Origin of the sequence: Levilactobacillus suantsaii (genome assembly GCF_014069315.1) — a bacterium.
In the GTDB taxonomy this organism is placed as follows: domain Bacteria; phylum Bacillota; class Bacilli; order Lactobacillales; family Lactobacillaceae; genus Levilactobacillus; species Levilactobacillus suantsaii.
On record NZ_CP059603.1, the window covers coordinates 1,649,121 to 1,665,763 of the forward strand.

A 16,643-nucleotide genomic window follows, 5' to 3' on the forward strand; every position below is an offset into this window, starting at 1 on the left:
TTGTAAAAAAATTTCATCTACTTTGGGGGAGTAAAATGAAATCTGTCTGTTGAATGAGGACAGAATCCTCACGCGTGAGCTGAAGGTTGGTTCAATCTCACCCGCAACTCTATAGTACCGCATCTTTATAAAAAAATCTATAATTAGCGTAAGATTTCTTAACGATTTCAGAAAGTGAGATGACCGTCGTGCCACAACCACGACCCGTGACCCGGACGCAAAGTTTTGCGTGGGTTTTGATATTATTGATTTTAACTAGTGTGATTCAATTGCCGTTGACCCGCATCACCAACCAGATAACGGGAGCGACCCTCGGTTGGGCGGGACTCTATCTGGTCGGTTTCGCCGTCACTGTAGGGTTGGCCAGTTGGCAGTACCATCGCATCCACCGGGGGTATCAACGGCTGACCCGTCATGATTGGGGGCTGATGGTGGCCGGGTATTTGTTCGTTTTAGTGCTGGAACAGCTTCTGACCTGGATCAACCGGGTCTGGTTTCACCAAGTTAGTACAGCGAACAATCAAGCCATTGCCCAGCTGTTGAGTCGAGGCTGGCTGGTAACGGTTTTGCTAAGTGTGACGGCGATTGGTGTTTCTCCATTTTTGGAGGAGTATCTGTTCCGGGGGCTGTTGATTGACGGGTGCTTGCGGGATCTGTCCTTTTGGCCGCCCATTCTCATCAGTGGTATCTTCTTTGCGCTGGTCCATGCCAATTCAACGTTGGCCAGCTGGCTGATTTACGCCATCATGGGGGGCACGTTCGCCTACATTTACCGGCGAACGGGGAAGCTACAAAGTACCATTATCTTGCACGCCTTTAATAACCTCCTAGCCATGGGCATCATGTGGACTGGGTTGCACTAGAGTAGGGATTACGACACGTAAAAAAGCTTCCAGATTTTAATATCCGGAAGCTTTTTTAGCCAGCGCGTACGGTTACTGAACGTTGACTTTTTTATCGATCAGACGTTGGCGACTGACTTCATCTAACTGGTTTTTAACGGCAACTAGGTCGGTCATCAGGGCTTGGATTTCCTGGTCCGACATGCCTAGTAACGTTTGGCATTGCCCGATGCGTTGGTAGACCTCATCGCGCTTGGCCGTGGCCATCGCGGTTAAATGGATCATGACTTGGCGTTCGTCGGTGCGACTACGCATCCGCGTAACCCAACCTTGTTTTTCAAGCCGCTTGAGTAGGGGCGTCAAGGTCCCACTATCTAATTCTAACCGCTGCCCTAATTGATGCACAGTCAAAGGCGCATCTTCCCAGAGCGCGAGCATCGCGATGTATTGAGGGTACGTTAACTTAAACGGGGCCAATGCACTTTGATAGAAGTGGTTAAACTTCTTGCTAGCGGAGTAAATGGAAAAACACAGTTGTTCGTCCAGTAATACCGGTGTGACTTCGGACATGTCCGCGGCCTCCTTTCCTTCATCTCAAATAGTATTGTATACAATTTAATTGTTATTAGCAAGGGGAAATGCTCCGTGATTTTCACAAGCTGGAGACTCAAAGTTATCAAACTTTAACATTAAACTTATTATAACACGTGGCAATACGTGAGGTAACACGTGATTCGGGGTGTGGGTGGTTTAACCTAAAAAACATCTGGTGAACAATCATTGGGTTGCACCAGGAGGCGGGAATGGTTTTTAATTTGCGTCTAGGGAGGACAAGTAAGACTTAATTTAAAAGTTAGGCCAAGGGGTGGGCTACGGAAGATGCCAGTTCTAAGGGCATAATGCTTTCCAGGTCATGAGTTGATTCGGATCCCTTGGGAGTTTAGACTCCTGGGGAGGAAGAGGGGCACGACTTTAAGTTAAATTGAACACTTTACCGGTGCTGTGATGGGGAAAGGTCAGAAGTGTTTTTTTGCCATTTCACTAATCACTCGATTAATTCATAGGGTGGAATAAATTCGTTAAACTTTTTTTGGCTAACGATGAAAAATGAGCCTATTTCGTTGCTTGCCACAAAACGTTGTTTGCGCAACCCACGTGCTTTATACTGAGGCTATCAAGGAAGTGATGACATGGTGCGGTGGGTCCCGTTTGGCCTGGTGAGTTTAGTCTGGTTGGTCTTGATTGGTCGCCGGTTACGGCAGCGCCGTTTTTGGCGCGCTGGGTGGTGGTTAGGGTGCTGGGCCCTGAGTGCTTTGACCTGGACGCCGGTAGCCCTGTCGTTTGGGTCGGCTATGCAGTTAGGGCAGCTCCCCACGCACTGGTGGGCTAACGGGGTGTGGGTCGTGCGGCCGTTTGCACCGGGGGACCTGGACGCGTCGTTTTGGCTCAATATCGTAATGACCGTTCCCCAGGGTGCGTTACTGGCCATTAACTGGCCCCAATTACGTTGGTCTCAGTGGGTTTACGTGGGCCTAGCTGTTGGACTGACGTTAGAAAGCGGCCAGGCCTTAGGGAACGCGCTGGTAAGCTTAGGCCGCTGGGTGGACATCAACGATATCTTAACGAATGGGCTCGGCGTGGTGCTGGGTGCGTTAGCGGTGACGGGGTATCGCCACTGGCGAACACGGCTAGGATAGCTTGAGTAAAACAAGTATTGTTGTTTGACAGGTCGGAACGGATAGGTCACTATTAATGTAATGAAGGTTTGAAACGGGGGGTATGAACATGTTTATGACAACGGGGGGCTTAAATCGCTCCCATATGATTCAGGGTATCTTGACGGCGACGGCCCATGATATGTTGCGGTCGGAAAAACCAGATGATTTTGACCGGTTCGAGCCATTGTTTGATCAGGTCAAGCAGGACCTGTTGCAGCAGGCCCAAACGGCAGGGGCCGATGGGCTGATTGAAGTCCGCTTTAATACCGAGGTCGTGCGGATGAATGTGGCTCCCAAATTTCTGGTGGTCCACGGTTATGGCACGGCAATTAAATTTCCTCAGGAAAAAAAGTAAAAAAGGGGTTCCCTTTTTTAACCAGATAGTGTAAGATATTATCTGTTGTTACGAAATGCCCCGATGGCGGAACTGGCAGACGCGCAGCGTTCAGGTCGCTGTTTGGGTGACCAAGTACAGGTTCGAATCCTGCTCGGGGCATAACTTCCACAACGGAAGCAGTACATAACTGCTTGAGAGACGTCTAGCGATAGACGTCTTTTATTTTGCGCTAAATTAAGGCGAGCAGAAGGTAACGGGACGAATCTGGGGGATAAGTCCCAGACCCTCTAAACATAAAAATTGGTCCTAGAAATCATATGGTGGTTTCTGGGACCAATTTTTGAGTTGCGTTTGTCATTATACCAGTGATACATTTTTCCGCTCTGCCACGATATCACTCATTACGACAAACCAAGCCGGCAACCTGGCGTATGTCGAGGCCGGCAAAATTGTTCATGGTAAACTACTTTAAACGAAACTCGGTATAGGCTGACAATGTGCGCCATATATCTTATTTGTTAACTCTAAATACTAAGAGGCTTAAAATCCAACAAAACACTCATAAATAGGAGCTATGCATAGGAGTTTCCTTCATTTTAAGATATAACTATGGCATCCAGTGAGGACGATGTATTTTGGACGCACGTATGGGAGCACAATTCATCTTACTTTGTGTCAATAGTAGTTATTTTAATTTAGCAGTATGCCTTGAGGCTTGTGGGAGCCTTGCGCAAGCAATCATTTTAAATAATCCTCAGAATAATTTAGCTAATCGGCCAGTAATTCCAAGAGCTTGAAAAAGAATGGGCAGCAAAGATAGAAGGCAAATGGTTACCAATTTATGGTGTGATGACTATCGATGAAACGAGGTAATGTGAGATGTCAACCTATATAAATAAACGAATGTTTGCGTTAGCGGTGCTATTTAGTTTGCTGGCCGGATTAGAGATGCCATTTAATACTTTTTCATACTCATTTGTATTTTATTTAATTCAAAATAAGAGGATTAGCCTAATTGTGCCAGCTATACTTTTGGTCGGGGAGTGTCAAGAAGTTTGTGTAAATAACAAGAAGACTTCTTCGTATCATTTTGTCTAGCTTAAAACATTGATTCTAAAGTATCTTGGCACTGCTTGAAGCCATTATGAGCTCTGCCGAAGCATTTCTCGTTGTACTCTAAGATAATTGTCGCAAGGAAACGGTCAAGTGCTGATTCATTTGGAAATTGTTCTTTGACTTTTGTCTTGCGCTTCAGCTTTTTATTGAATGATTCAATAATATTCGTTGAGTAAATTGTTCTGCGAATACTCGGAGGAAATTCTAAGAAGGTTAGTAAATTAGACGTACTGGCTAAATTTCTAACCATTCGAGGATACTTTGACTCCCAATGATCGATAAAACGATTTAAAATTAGCTGGGCTTCATCACGTGTTTTTGCTCTGTGGAGTTCTTTGAACTCATTAACGACCTCTGCACGGTCGTTTACACGAACTTTCTGCATGATATTTCGTGACATATGGATCAGACAGCGTTGAAATTTAGCTTGAGGATAATTGTGGTTAAGCGCTGAATCCAAGCCAACTAAGCCATCTGCGATGACTAACTGGACGTGTTTAATACCACGACTGACTAAACCAGTTAGTAATTCGGACCAAACTTCTGAATTTTCCGTTGGTGCAATACAGTAATCTAAAATTTCTTTATGACCATCTGCTTTAATACCTAAAGCGACATAAACCGACTCTTTTTGAACCGTATCACGACGTAAGGGCACATAAGTTGCATCAAGGAAAAGACAGACGTAGTCTGTCGAACTAAACCGCCGCTGATGATAAGCAGTCACTTGATCCTCAACAATGGCTGTAATGTTGGAAATCGTAGTGGGTGAATAATGAGTTCCATACATCTTCTCGATTAAGTCAGCTATTTCTCGAGTTGTAATTCCTTTTTCGTATAACTGTATAATCGTCGTTTCCAGTGCATCTACTCTTCGAGAATAAGGTGGGATTAAGTTAGCCTTAAACTCGCCCTTGCGATCGCGTGGGACACAGATACTCAGCTTTCCATACTCTGAATCAATTTGACGAAAATATTGGCCATTTCGAGAGTTACCAGAGTTGAAACCTTGACGATCATAAGGATCGTAGCCTAGAACAGAAGTTAACTCGGCTTGAAGTAACGTATTTAATGTATCCTGCAGTTGTTTTCTAAAAACTTCTTTTAAATCACCATGAGATAGTAGTACATTTGCCAATTCTTTGTTAAACTGATTCATAGGGGAAGACCTCCGTTGATTTGGTTTAGACGCTTATAATCATACGGGGAAGGTCTTCCCTTTTTCAATACTCATTTACACAAAATATTTTACACTCTCTTTGGTCGTGGCAATATATGCAGTTTTTGCGTTAATTTCGTATGTGAAAAGTATTATTGTGAATAAAAATGTGGTAATGATCAATGAGAAGATAAAAACCAATTATGTTTTGCAAACGTTGGCATCACTATCAAGTCGAGATAAAGACTTTGAATCGGAGAATCTGTCCTTTTTTATGAACGATTTAAAATTGTTAGAAACGAACTATTGGCGACAAATATTCTCTCTTCTTGGGGCCGTAGTAACAACCGTGGGGACCTTAGGGTATGCCTTTTACAGTGATGTGAAGTTAGCCTTGATTTTCATTGCTTTTATGGTGATACCATCGATATCACCGAAACTATTCAGTAAGTCAATCCAGAAAAAGACAGAAATGTGGTCGCAAACCAATAAAGGTCTTTCGAGGACGGTTAGAGATCTATTTCATGGTGCGCAACTACTAAAACGATACAAATCGATTAATAATACGTCTTCTTCCCTAAATCAATCAGTCTCAAGAATGGAAAAGTCGAATGCTGGGTTAAATATCCGACTAGCTTTATCAAATTCCGTAATTGGTTTTCTATTTTTCATTTTCTCATACGTCCCAATGGGAATTGGAGTTTATTGGACCATCATCAATAGGATTACTTTATCTCAATTTGTCGCTATCCAGTATTCATCGACCTGGATTCTTAATGGGTTTAATACGATGGTTTCGTCTTACAATACAATTAATGGAACTAAGCAAATAAGGAAAAATATTTTAGAAAAAGAGCAGTTAAAGACAGGGCTAAAAGAGAAATTTAGTCAACCAAGAACGCAACCGTTCAAAGAATTAACCTTGGAAAACGTATCATGTAAATATGATGAGAAGGCTATTTTTTCGCATGTGGATTTAGGTGTCAAATCTGGTGAAAAGGTTTTGATCAGTGGACCATCTGGGATTGGAAAGTCGTCATTGATTAGACTAATTTTAAAGGAACTTAAAATTGATACAGGCACTTTAAGGATTAATGGGGGATCCTATAGCCAAGAAGAGGCTTATGATATATTTGCAGTGGTTGAGCAAAGCCCGGTTGTTTTTGAAAAAAGCATTCTTTACAATGTCACATTAGGTAATAATGCGAGTGATGAGAATGTCGTCTCAGCGCTTTTAGAAGCTGGCCTACCTGAATTTGGAAATTATGAGTCACTACACAAGATAGTAGGAGAGAATGGTCGTAATCTATCTGGCGGACAATTGAAACGGTTGGAAATCGCTAGAGCCTTATTTTTTAACCGACGAATTTACAATTGAAGTGCAACAAGTAAGAAAATAAAAATAGACTCCTAGCCTGAGTCCTGTAGAATGAAGTCACCATAACAATCATCTAAAGGAGTTCTTAGGCTATGAGTCCATATACACATCTTACCTTAAAAGACCGCGAATGCATACTGTTAGGTGTAACTTTACACCATACTTACCAGGTTATTGCCAATCAAATCGGTTGTTCCAAAGCCACTGTGTCACGAGAAATTAAACGCAACGGCGGTCGGGGCGCCTATTCCGCCGTAAAAGCCCAGCAGAACTATCAACAGCGCCGATTAAAGAGTCGCCGCCTCAGGGTACTGGAGAATTTAAAGCTACGCGACTTTGTCCTTCACTGCATTCTTCAACGACAATGGTCACCCGAGCAAATCGCCGGTCGTTTATCTTTAGAGACCAGTAATTGGCATATCAGCTACAACACGATTTATCGCGGAATTGAACGAAATAATTTAGGCGTTAAACGTAAAAGTCATGGGGCTCGAGGATTCGCTCGAAAGTTACGACATCGTGGGAAAACTCGTAAGGTTAAAGGAACTGTCAACGAACGACGTGGCCGTTTTAATAATGTCCCATCAGTCCATGAACGACCAGTCTCATGTGAGAATCGGACTCGTTTTGGCCATTGGGAAGGCGATACCGTTCGCGGCAAGGTCGGGCGTTCGGGTTTAGTGTCACTGGTCGACCGTAAGTCACGATACCTTCTGTCTGAGCGTGTACCCAAAGTGAATGCCAAGAATGTGACCCAAGCGATGATCGACCTCCTGCATACAGTCACACCTAAACGCGTTCGTACGCTTACACCAGACCGAGGTACAGAGTTTGCGGGTTATCGTGAAGTCGGTAAAGAGCTTGGTATCTCAGTCTATTTTCCAGACCCGCACGCACCACAACAACGTGGGACCAACGAAAATACCAATGGTCTCATCCGAGAGTATTTTCCCAAAGGAACTGACCTTGATGAACTGACCGATCAAGATATCGCGAAGTTTGTCAGGAATTTAAATAATCGCCCCCGTAAGGTCTTAGGCTGGAAGACACCATCTGAAGTTTTCTTCGGTAAAAAGTTACACTTGATTTGACAATTCGTCCCACAAAGTGTTGCTAGTTGATGAAGGAACTGCATCGTTAGATGTTAAAACTTCAATCCAAATTCATAAATTATTGTTAACGAACAATCAGCTAACAATAATCGAGGTAGACCATCATATCCCGGATCAAATTAGAGACCTGTATACGTCACGATACATTCTGACGAAAGATGGGTTACAAAGAGATTCATAGTATTTTGAAAAGAGAAAGTGCTTTTCTATGCTGGAAGTTAAGATGTACGAAGATTTAGACCGGAATTTAAACTCGGTAAAGATTGCTGATTATTTTGAATTTTCTCAGAAGGTTAACGCAGATGTTGAAACGCAGTAATAAGCAGGGAGAGCACTTGTGTTTTTGCAATTTTTATAATATGGAAACTGCAGAAAAGGTATCAAGAAAAATACAAAGACATGTAATGAACTCAGGACCATTGTCAGCCGTAATTGATTTGATGATGTGTCCATAAGTAATATTTCTAGTTAAATCACCTGGTACCACAGCAGAATTTAGATTTTTCGTTGCCTACGTTTATTTTATGAAGTATTTGGAATAACAAAAATGACCAATTACATTAAGTAATTGGCCATTATAATAACTAGCTTTCGGCAGTACCTAGGCTAGCGACCGGGCGAACCGACCTTTCCTTATTTACAGATATTACTAGTTCATATCGAGATAGTCAATTAAAACGTTAAGTATTCTGAAAAAAGTATTTAGCTGAGTATTGTCTGCATACCAATCATAATGCCTATGAAATCGCTTGATTAGACGTCGACCTTGTCGACAACGATGTTCACTCATCTTTTTACTTTGCAGTGATTTATGAAGATAGAAAAGAGAGACAAGGTCGTTTATTTTGATATCTTGTAAATAGGTACGACTGATGCCAATATATTTGGCCGCTGTTATAACAGGAGCAGATGGGCGACGCAAAAATTCTCTATCTGAGAACAGATTGACTAATAAAGGATTACTGTGATCGCAAGCATTCCGAATATTTTTACTAAATCGAAGATAGTTCTTAATCTGACTGTGCATGGCGGTTATAAAATGTAGGAAAATGACGGCGTAAAAATGTCGGTTTTCCTACATTTTTTGATATTATGAATCACATTGACTTTAGGAGGTTTTCAATGTGAGACATGATGTCCGCGAAGGAGTGAAACAGTACGTGAATAATGATATCAAGCCTAATTTTACGGCTCTTGGAAGACAGTTTGGGGTAGATTATCGTACAGCTAAGAGAGCATATGAGGAGGCCCAAGGGAGTATGACCCTGCCCTTGATCAAACATAAACGGCCTAGCTTACTGGATGGCTATAGAAGCATTATCGAGGAAAAACTAGAGCTACATTGTTCTGCCAAGGCCATTTACAAATTCATTCAGAAACGGGGCTTTCAGGGAAAGTACACTATCGTTCGAGAATACTGTGCCAGTATTCGTAAGGAACGAACTCATAAAGCAACTATTCGTGTTGAACATACGCCGGGCCTATCGGCCCAAGTCGATTGGAAAGAAGAAATGACTTTATACGACAGGAATGGGCAGCCGCACCGTTTCAACATTTTTCTTTACGTCTTACCCTTTTCTAAATTGAAATATGTCACTTTGGTCTTTGAACGCAGTCAAGATACGTTGTTTCAATGCTTAAATGACGCGTTTGAGGCAACTGGTGGTGTTCCTTCCGAAATTTGGTTTGACAACATGAAGCAAGTTGTTGATCATACCAAATCAAGCTTTGGCAAAGCGATATTTAACGAGCGTTTTCGCCAATTTAGCCACGATGCTGGCTATAATCCAATTGCTTGTCGAGTATTTCGTTCACAGACTAAGGGTGTCGTCGAAGCATTAGCAAGAACAATGGAGCGACTTCGCCCGTACAATTATGAGTTTGAAGACGGTGTAGAACTCATTGGTCTGGTCAATGATCTCTGTGAAGATTTAAATTATGAGGTTTCGCAAGCCACCAACCAGGTTCCAATGGATAAGTGGCAGAACGAAGAAAAAGAGTACCTACATGAACAGCCAGCCAACCTGTTAAATCCATTCTTTGAGGAAGATATTACCCGTATCGTCTCTAAAGAATCGATGGTTAACTTTCGTAAATGTAAGTACTCCGTTGATCCACGCTACATTGGTCGCACAGTCGATATCGAGCTGACCGATAATGAGCAGCGTATCCAAATTTATTATAACGGAGAAATGATCCGTTCGCACAATATAACGACCAATCAATTTAATTACGATAAGCAAGACCGTGTCCGCATATTGGGGTCCGACCTCTTAAAGGGACAAAGTGAGCAGGATATACAGGCATACATCGCAGAGCATCTTAGCGAATATGACCAGGTTTAGGTGATGATAATGACTAGTAAATTTCAGGAGCTACTAACTAACTTAGAGTCCCTAGGACTCACCAAAATGGTTGCGTATCTACCAGAATATGTTGACCAAATTAATCAACAACAACTATCGTTTACTGAGGCAATGCTTACACTGACGAGCACTGAGCTTGAATGGAATCAAGAACAATCGATAGAACGAATCGTAAAGCGGGCACACTTTCCGCAGAAAAAGACACTAAAGGGATTTGATTTTAACTTTCAACCCAGCATTAACCAGCAGGAAGTAGTTGGGTTTCAAGATTTGGCGTTTTTAGAAAAGAACGAGAACTTGATTTTTATTGGTAGTCCAGGGGTCGGTAAGACCCATTTAGCCATTAGTATTGGAATTGAAGCCTGTCGCCAAGGAAAAAGAACGCTCTTCATCAACTGTCATGAGCTTCTCCTTAGGTTGCGAACAGCTAACGAGAAGGGCACCTTAGAGCGCTGCATTAACCGTTATGCTCGTTATGACCTTTTGGTCATTGATGAGATTGGTTACCTACCCATTGATCACGATGAAGCTAACCTATTCTTCCAGCTTATCAACGCACGATATGAGCGTCATTCGACCATTATTACTAGTAATAGTGATTTATCTGGCTGGGTAGAAATCTTTCAAAATCCGACCGTAACGGCGGCGATTCTTGACCGCCTAGTTCATCATGTCCATGTCGTCAAGATTACCGGAAAGTCTTATCGACTAAAAGGCGTCGGTTGACCGCCCAAAACCTACATTTTTAAACCGCCATAAACCTGCATTTTATCACCGCCCTTGACATCTGACGAACTCGTTTTATTTTTTTACGTGAATAATAAAAATCAACAAACATAGATAGCGTTCCAAATGTCATCGTTTCCATAAGTACCCACACAGAAACGTCTTCGTGACGTTTTTTGTAAAAATCATGGAGATATTTATTACTTCCCCAATATTGGATAGTTTGAGAATATTGTGCATGATGCTGTTTCTTAAAATCGGTAACAATGGTGTAACCGTCCTCAGTAGGATCGTTTGAAATTAAATTCAATAGGACGACTTTGATAGCGTGCTCAATATCTAAGGATAGGTCCATCAAATAATCGCGTAGTTGCATATCAATTGATGCAAGGTCGGTTAAATAAGCGAATTCTAGATGGATATATTTACCATGTTCGTCTTTTGGAAAGTTGGATCGATACGATGATAACTTGTAGTAATAATTAATTTTAGTCAGCATATCTTTTGCTTCGGTGGTATTAGAAATAGTAAAGCGGATATTTTTTTGCTTCATATGCTCAATCAATTCAGAAGTACTTTTCATCTGCTTACGGTGATGGGCTGACATTAACTGTTACCTTCTCTCTTATAAAAAATATATTCTACCAATTGAAATTAAGACGATTTAAAACTAGCAAATAAGCAAGCGTATATTCTTTATTTTAACAATAAAGACCCATCAATCTAACGTTAACCGATTAATGATTTCGCGATAGTCAGGGTATTTTTGAAGTAAGTCTTGTTTGTGCATCAGTTCAAAGTCGTCAAACGTAAAGCCAGGTGCAACAGCACAGCTGACAAGACTAAACGAATCTGGTTTTATAGTTTCAGAACCAAAAATTGTACCTGCGGGAACGTCAAATTGAAATTGTTCGTTGTTGGCAGGATTATTGCCAAGTTTAACAGAGTAGAAACGACCTTCAGGTGAAATGCAGTGGATGGCTAGCGTATTACCTGCATGAAAGTACCATAGTTCGTCACGCGTTAAGCGGTGAAAGTGTGAGACTCTTTGATTATCTAGCAAGAAATAGATGGAAGTGTAGTAGTGTAGTTTTTTAGTTGTTCCCGGTGAGTTAAAAGTATCCTCACTTTTGTATACTTGGCGATACCAGCCGCCTTCGGGATGGGGACTTAAATTTAACTGTTCAATGTAATCTTGCTTATTTATCGATGGCCTCCTGCTTTTGTCGGGGTTAAGATTGAAACGTTGCCTTACTTATATTAAAAGCCTGCTTGCCTTTCGATTATAGTTGAAGGCAAGCAGATTAGCTACGCGAAATTAAGCGTGGCTTTTGTTATTATCTAGCCCTGAACCATAGTGCCCATTATCCATTTAGTTAGTTGAATAAACCAGCAGTTGAAGGTTAGCGGGGGCCTGTGTATAATGACCAACATTATAATAAATGAGAGGTGCACGGATAAAAACTATGAATAACTCAACTATCGTAACGTATCCCGCTGTCTTGGCGGCTAACGAAGATGATGGCTATACGGTAATATTCCCTGACATTGCGGACGCCGTGACGGGTGGCCGTAGTTTGGGAGAAAGTTTGGTTAACGCCGAGATTACGCTGGGCCGTTTCTTGGTCAACCATCAAGAGGCTTTACCGCAAGCTAGTACGATGACGAGTCTGGCGCACCGTTACCCGACTGATTTCATTCAGTTTGTGGCGGTAGACCTCAATCAAGTGAAACCGCAACCTTGGCAGCACCGCTTAGCCGGGATTGATATCCGGCCCATGAATTTTACTGACTAATCAAAAAAACACCCCTTGATCCTTATCGATTTGATAAGTGATCAAGGGGTGTTTTTAGGTGTTCTTGGATTATGAGTTCGTGGTTAAGCGGGGTAGAAACTCAAACCAGCATCAAGCAGTGCGGTTACGGATCCCAACAATGAGTTTCCAATGAGGCTGGCAGCTAAAAGACCAAAGATTAACAGAACAATGGTCAACGAAATCAAAGCGAGGACCATCGTGTAAAATCGGTCCATGCGGGGTGCAGGAACATCACTGACGATACTAAAAAGAAAGCCCAGGGTCATTAAGACGTTAGACGGAACCAAAACACCCACCAACATTTCCAGTCCAGCTGGATTTCCTTTTCCCGTGATGAGGCAAACGAGAAAGACGATGAGGTTGAACGCTAGAATCAAGTTCGTGAGGGAGGCAAACTGATTGATGTAGTCCAGAAAACCCAGTGGGGTCCCGGGATCGATTAGTCGTCGGAACCCGTACCCAATACTGACATAAATCAGCCAAACTAAGAGTAAGAGCAAGAAGCTGACAAATACAATTTTGGCGATGATGCCATTGAAATTGAGATAAGTATAGGTGGTGCGGGCCAGCGCCAGGCCTTTATTAGCCAGGAGCGTCAGGGAAAGCGTGGTCAAAAGCGCCTCAATCGCGAGGGTCAAGGCGCCAAACCAGCGTCCAGCGCTAGGGAGCGGCGTTGCGGGATGGCGAATCGTCTCGAGCCACCACTGGAAGTAGTTGCCGGAGAATTCTTTAACGCTGGCTAATGATTCCCGGCTAGGCGTCGGTTGTGCCGGGGTCGGTTGGTCCGTTGAGGTCGACTGGTTAGTCACGTTGGTGCTGTCCGCCGCGGATGCAGGTTGTGCAGTGATGGCTGCGATGGCGAATCCACATTTAGGACAGAATTTAGCGTTGGGATTGAGTTGCGCCCCACAATTAGGGCAGAATTTTGATGCTTGAGTGGTCATAGTTAGCCTCCAAAATTAATCTTCTGAGTGATAGTCGCGTAGTTTTTGGGCACCGGAAATGGTGGTAATCTGGTAGTTCATGTCGGTGCTGTCATCGTCACTGGTATCGCGAAGCGACGCCACGTACTGATAGACCTGAACGTGGGCCTCTTCGTCGTCATCATCATTGGCCGTGTTCCAGAACTTATACTTGACCGTGTAGGTGACCAGGCTGCGTCCCTTTGGTCCCGGGGCGATGCCTTGATATCAGTATCAGCCATTTCCGTATAATCGATGTCGTCATCGTCGTTGTAGCCGTGGGCCATGCGGACAAATTGCTGGTAGTTAGTGTTGCTACTCCCGTGGTCGAAGTAGTCCTCATAGGCGTTATCATCATCGTCCGCTTCGTCATCGGGATCCGTCCCAGTCGTCATGTCGTCGACCATCATAAACAGGTTGCTGATGATGTCATCCGCGGTGTCTTCGCTAATCAAGTTACTGTAGTCCAAGGACAAGTCGGCATTGCCATCGTCACCTTTAGCAACCTTCAACGAGGCACTCCGGGCCGTTCCGGCATTCGAGGTGTATTCGGCGTAGAGAGTCATGTTCGGGGACCAGGGCTGGTTTTTCAGCTCATAGTAGCCGTTACTGTCGGCGATGCCCAGTTTTTGACCGTTCATGTAAATGGCCGAGCCGGCAACCGTGTGGACCGTGGCCGTGATGGTGGTCAAGCCAAGGTCGTAAGTCCGACTCTTGGTGATGTGGTAGTCACTACTGTTGATCAGGTGGTGCTTTCCGACCTTCCCGCTGGATTCCAGGTGGTATTCACCGGGGACCAGTGGGCCTAATTGGCGGCTAAAGGTCGAACTGTCGGCCGTGGCCACGGTTTTGTGGTCCAACGAGATCTTGGTGTTGGCGTGGTTCGTCGTGACCCGAGGATAAATCGGGGTGACTTGAATCTGGTACTTCGGGAAGAGACGAATTGTCAAATCAAGTGTAACTTTTTACCGAAGAAAACTTCAGATGGTGTCTTCCAGCCTAAGACCTTACGGGGGCGATTATTTAAATTCCTGACAAACTTCGCGATATCTTGATCGGTCAGTTCATCAAGGTCAGTTCCTTTGGGAAAATACTCTCGGATGAGACCATTGGTATTTTCGTTGGTCCCACGTTGTTGTGGTGCGTGCGGGTCTGGAAAATAGACTGAGATACCAAGCTCTTTACCGACTTCACGATAACCCGCAAACTCTGTACCTCGGTCTGGTGTAAGCGTACGAACGCGTTTAGGTGTGACTGTATGCAGGAGGTCGATCATCGCTTGGGTCACATTCTTGGCATTCACTTTGGGTACACGCTCAGACAGAAGGTATCGTGACTTACGGTCGACCAGTGACACTAAACCCGAACGCCCGACCTTGCCGCGAACGGTATCGCCTTCCCAATGGCCAAAACGAGTCCGATTCTCACATGAGACTGGTCGTTCATGGACTGATGGGACATTATTAAAACGGCCACGTCGTTCGTTGACAGTTCCTTTAACCTTACGAGTTTTCCCACGATGTCGTAACTTTCGAGCGAATCCTCGAGCCCCATGACTTTTACGTTTAACGCCTAAATTATTTCGTTCAATTCCGCGATAAATCGTGTTGTAGCTGATATGCCAATTACTGGTCTCTAAAGATAAACGACCGGCGATTTGCTCGGGTGACCATTGTCGTTGAAGAATGCAGTGAAGGACAAAGTCGCGTAGCTTTAAATTCTCCAGTACCCTGAGGCGGCGACTCTTTAATCGGCGCTGTTGATAGTTCTGCTGGGCTTTTACGGCGGAATAGGCGCCCCGACCGCCGTTGCGTTTAATTTCTCGTGACACAGTGGCTTTGGAACAACCGATTTGATTGGCAATAACCTGGTAAGTATGGTGTAAAGTTACACCTAACAGTATGCATTCGCGGTCTTTTAAGGTAAGATGTGTATATGGACTCATAGCCTAAGAACTCCTTTAGATGATTGTTATGGTGACTTCATTCTACAGGACTCAGGCTAGGAGTCTATTTTTATTTTCTTACTTGTTGCACTTCAATTGTAAATTCGTCGAACAAAAAATGCCGTCCCGTTTGGCGATATGTAAGGGTGCCATCGTGGCTGGAGCCGCGCGTCAGTAATTGGTCCTTCAAGGTACTTAAGGCTTTGCTGTGCTTGCGGTAGTAGTGGTTGAGGGGCAATAATTTAGCGTTGGTCAGCTTAAGGGCTGAACTGCGGCTGCTAAAGTTGGGCGTCATCTTTTTCCCCGTTTTAATCGATTTGACGGCCCGGTCTAACGTGGCTGTTCGAGAATAATGGTGACCGCCCCAGACGCCGAGGAGCAGGACGATTAGAACGGCTAGGCCGATACCGCCCCATTGGAGCTTTTGTTTCTTGGTCCAGGGTTGGCGTGGCCGCCGTGGCGGCTGAGGGGTGGCGGGTTGCTGTTGTTGCTGTTGTTGCCGCCGCGAGGGGGTTGCTGATTGTGCGGGGCCTTGGTTGCCCGCCATCAGGTTGTACCCACAGTTTTGGCAGAAAGTATCGTTGGGCGACACAGGGTGGCCACAGTTGGGACAAAAACTCGGCGCTTGATTCCCGCCGCCTGCGTGGTTATCTGCCGGGGCGTAATACGGTGTTAAATGCATGAGTAAAGTTCTCCTTCTCATTAAGACTGCGGTGTGGCCACGAGGGCTTCACCGTATAAACAGAGCTGACTAGGGTTCGTGGGTTGCGGCTGAATCGTGATACGTGCACATCCCGCGTAATGTTTGGCAAGCAATAGCGTGAAGAGGTGCTTCATCAGGTCTTCCCAGGCCATCTTTAATCCGGCACGGGGGGCGACGTCGCTTTCGGCGAAAACTAACCCGGCACTCTGGTAACCTTCGGGAAGGTCTTGAGCGTAGGTGATGACGAAACGCTTAGTTTGGGCGATTTCCTCGTCAGTCAGGTCTAACCCGGTCAACGGGAAGGATAAATCGCTACTGTGGGGGACGATGATGTAATCATCGGCGGTGCTCAGTTGGGCGCCGCATTGGAGACAGAAATGGGTCGTCCCGCTGTTTTGGGCCCCACATTTGGGACAGATTCGGCTGAGTGTTTGTTGCATGACATCAATTCCTTTCAATTGT

General features: G+C 44.3%; 17 protein-coding genes and 1 tRNA gene. 9 read left to right on the forward strand and 9 right to left on the reverse strand.

Going from position 1 to position 16,643, the window contains the following annotated elements; all coding sequences use genetic code 11:
• The first annotated feature begins 188 nt into the window (after window positions 1–188).
• Window positions 189–863: a CPBP family intramembrane glutamic endopeptidase gene (locus H3M12_RS07655; RefSeq protein ID WP_225423563.1), complete on the forward strand. Its 675-nt coding sequence runs from the start codon at window positions 189–191 to the stop codon at window positions 861–863.
• Window positions 864–935: 72 nt separating this feature from the next.
• On the opposite strand, the gene H3M12_RS07660 is transcribed toward H3M12_RS07655, so the two are convergent.
• Window positions 936–1,412 (reverse strand): MarR family winged helix-turn-helix transcriptional regulator, encoded by a 477-nt coding sequence (locus H3M12_RS07660; protein ID WP_129033149.1) that lies wholly within the window; start codon window positions 1,410–1,412, stop codon window positions 936–938.
• Window positions 1,413–2,032: 620 nt separating this feature from the next.
• On the opposite strand from H3M12_RS07660, the gene H3M12_RS07665 reads away from it, so the two are divergent.
• From H3M12_RS07665 to H3M12_RS07675, 3 genes are all read left to right on the forward strand, one after another.
• Window positions 2,033–2,539, forward strand: a complete 507-nt coding sequence (locus H3M12_RS07665; protein ID WP_129033148.1) for a VanZ family protein — start codon at window positions 2,033–2,035, stop codon at window positions 2,537–2,539.
• Window positions 2,540–2,627: 88 nt separating this feature from the next.
• Window positions 2,628–2,915 carry a heavy metal-binding domain-containing protein gene (locus tag H3M12_RS07670; protein WP_129033147.1) on the forward strand — a complete coding sequence of 96 codons (288 nt, stop codon included), beginning with the start codon at window positions 2,628–2,630 and terminating at the stop codon, window positions 2,913–2,915.
• A 57-nt stretch (window positions 2,916–2,972) separates the two neighbouring features.
• Window positions 2,973–3,056, forward strand: a tRNA-Leu gene (locus H3M12_RS07675).
• A gap of 940 nt (window positions 3,057–3,996) precedes the next feature.
• On the opposite strand, the gene H3M12_RS07680 is transcribed toward H3M12_RS07675, so the two are convergent.
• Window positions 3,997–5,172 (reverse strand): IS256 family transposase, encoded by a 1,176-nt coding sequence (locus H3M12_RS07680; protein WP_182150589.1) that lies wholly within the window; start codon window positions 5,170–5,172, stop codon window positions 3,997–3,999.
• A gap of 100 nt (window positions 5,173–5,272) precedes the next feature.
• Between H3M12_RS07680 and H3M12_RS07685 the strand changes: the two genes are divergently transcribed.
• The 4 genes from H3M12_RS07685 (at window position 5,273) to istB (ending at window position 10,754) form a co-directional block, all read left to right on the forward strand.
• Window positions 5,273–6,550, forward strand: coding sequence for an ATP-binding cassette domain-containing protein (locus H3M12_RS07685; RefSeq protein ID WP_267905788.1), 1,278 nt, complete (start codon window positions 5,273–5,275; stop codon window positions 6,548–6,550).
• A gap of 92 nt (window positions 6,551–6,642) precedes the next feature.
• Window positions 6,643–7,641, forward strand: a complete 999-nt coding sequence (locus H3M12_RS07690; protein ID WP_182150575.1) for an IS30 family transposase — start codon at window positions 6,643–6,645, stop codon at window positions 7,639–7,641.
• Between the two features lie 1,145 nt (window positions 7,642–8,786).
• On the forward strand, window positions 8,787–10,007 hold the full coding sequence (istA, locus tag H3M12_RS07695; RefSeq protein ID WP_182150591.1) for an IS21 family transposase: 1,221 nt from the start codon (window positions 8,787–8,789) through the stop codon (window positions 10,005–10,007).
• A 9-nt stretch (window positions 10,008–10,016) separates the two neighbouring features.
• Window positions 10,017–10,754, forward strand: a complete 738-nt coding sequence (istB, locus tag H3M12_RS07700; RefSeq protein WP_031263932.1) for an IS21-like element helper ATPase IstB — start codon at window positions 10,017–10,019, stop codon at window positions 10,752–10,754.
• Window positions 10,755–10,773: 19 nt separating this feature from the next.
• Here the strand turns inward: istB and H3M12_RS07705 are convergent, their stop codons facing one another.
• Together H3M12_RS07705 and H3M12_RS07710 are read right to left on the reverse strand one after the other, a co-directional pair.
• Window positions 10,774–11,361 (reverse strand): Abi family protein, encoded by a 588-nt coding sequence (locus H3M12_RS07705; protein WP_182150592.1) that lies wholly within the window; start codon window positions 11,359–11,361, stop codon window positions 10,774–10,776.
• A 111-nt stretch (window positions 11,362–11,472) separates the two neighbouring features.
• Window positions 11,473–11,961: a cupin domain-containing protein gene (locus H3M12_RS07710; protein ID WP_129033403.1), complete on the reverse strand. Its 489-nt coding sequence runs from the start codon at window positions 11,959–11,961 to the stop codon at window positions 11,473–11,475.
• 259 nt (window positions 11,962–12,220) lie between these two features.
• On the opposite strand from H3M12_RS07710, the gene H3M12_RS07715 reads away from it, so the two are divergent.
• Window positions 12,221–12,550, forward strand: a complete 330-nt coding sequence (locus H3M12_RS07715; RefSeq protein ID WP_182150593.1) for a type II toxin-antitoxin system HicB family antitoxin — start codon at window positions 12,221–12,223, stop codon at window positions 12,548–12,550.
• A gap of 83 nt (window positions 12,551–12,633) precedes the next feature.
• Here H3M12_RS07715 and H3M12_RS07720 read toward each other — a convergent pair whose 3' ends face one another.
• The 5 genes from H3M12_RS07720 to H3M12_RS07740 all read right to left on the reverse strand — a co-directional run bounded on the left by H3M12_RS07720 (window position 12,634) and on the right by H3M12_RS07740 (window position 16,621).
• Window positions 12,634–13,515 carry a zinc ribbon domain-containing protein gene (locus H3M12_RS07720; RefSeq protein WP_129033400.1) on the reverse strand — a complete coding sequence of 294 codons (882 nt, stop codon included), beginning with the start codon at window positions 13,513–13,515 and terminating at the stop codon, window positions 12,634–12,636.
• A 77-nt stretch (window positions 13,516–13,592) separates the two neighbouring features.
• Complete coding sequence (locus H3M12_RS07725; protein WP_129033399.1) at window positions 13,593–14,483, reverse strand: TcaA 3rd/4th domain-containing protein; 891 nt, start codon at window positions 14,481–14,483, stop codon at window positions 13,593–13,595.
• On the reverse strand, window positions 14,480–15,478 hold the full coding sequence (locus H3M12_RS07730) for an IS30 family transposase (protein WP_182150575.1): 999 nt from the start codon (window positions 15,476–15,478) through the stop codon (window positions 14,480–14,482). Before H3M12_RS07730 ends, H3M12_RS07725 begins: the two co-directional genes overlap by 4 nt.
• A 70-nt stretch (window positions 15,479–15,548) precedes the next feature.
• Window positions 15,549–16,160: a zinc-ribbon domain-containing protein gene (locus tag H3M12_RS07735; protein ID WP_170955021.1), complete on the reverse strand. Its 612-nt coding sequence runs from the start codon at window positions 16,158–16,160 to the stop codon at window positions 15,549–15,551.
• A 20-nt stretch (window positions 16,161–16,180) separates the two neighbouring features.
• Window positions 16,181–16,621: a zinc ribbon domain-containing protein gene (locus H3M12_RS07740; protein ID WP_129033374.1), complete on the reverse strand. Its 441-nt coding sequence runs from the start codon at window positions 16,619–16,621 to the stop codon at window positions 16,181–16,183.
• Window positions 16,622–16,643 lie beyond the last annotated feature (22 nt).

What these genes read in the sequence shown, in the direction of transcription:
- H3M12_RS07660 (WP_129033149.1), bottom strand. Translation starts at nt 1,412, where the DNA reads ATGTCCGAAGTCACACCGGTATTACTGGACGAACAACTGTGTTTTTCC.
- H3M12_RS07665 (WP_129033148.1), top strand. Translation starts at nt 2,033, where the DNA reads ATGGTGCGGTGGGTCCCGTTTGGCCTGGTGAGTTTAGTCTGGTTGGTC.
- H3M12_RS07670 (WP_129033147.1), top strand. Translation starts at nt 2,628, where the DNA reads ATGTTTATGACAACGGGGGGCTTAAATCGCTCCCATATGATTCAGGGT.
- H3M12_RS07680 (WP_182150589.1), bottom strand. Translation starts at nt 5,172, where the DNA reads ATGAATCAGTTTAACAAAGAATTGGCAAATGTACTACTATCTCATGGT.
- H3M12_RS07690 (WP_182150575.1), top strand. Translation starts at nt 6,643, where the DNA reads ATGAGTCCATATACACATCTTACCTTAAAAGACCGCGAATGCATACTG.
- istB (WP_031263932.1), top strand. Translation starts at nt 10,017, where the DNA reads ATGACTAGTAAATTTCAGGAGCTACTAACTAACTTAGAGTCCCTAGGA.
- H3M12_RS07705 (WP_182150592.1), bottom strand. Translation starts at nt 11,361, where the DNA reads ATGTCAGCCCATCACCGTAAGCAGATGAAAAGTACTTCTGAATTGATT.
- H3M12_RS07715 (WP_182150593.1), top strand. Translation starts at nt 12,221, where the DNA reads ATGAATAACTCAACTATCGTAACGTATCCCGCTGTCTTGGCGGCTAAC.
- H3M12_RS07720 (WP_129033400.1), bottom strand. Translation starts at nt 13,515, where the DNA reads ATGACCACTCAAGCATCAAAATTCTGCCCTAATTGTGGGGCGCAACTC.
- H3M12_RS07730 (WP_182150575.1), bottom strand. Translation starts at nt 15,478, where the DNA reads ATGAGTCCATATACACATCTTACCTTAAAAGACCGCGAATGCATACTG.
- H3M12_RS07735 (WP_170955021.1), bottom strand. Translation starts at nt 16,160, where the DNA reads ATGCATTTAACACCGTATTACGCCCCGGCAGATAACCACGCAGGCGGC.
- H3M12_RS07740 (WP_129033374.1), bottom strand. Translation starts at nt 16,621, where the DNA reads ATGCAACAAACACTCAGCCGAATCTGTCCCAAATGTGGGGCCCAAAAC.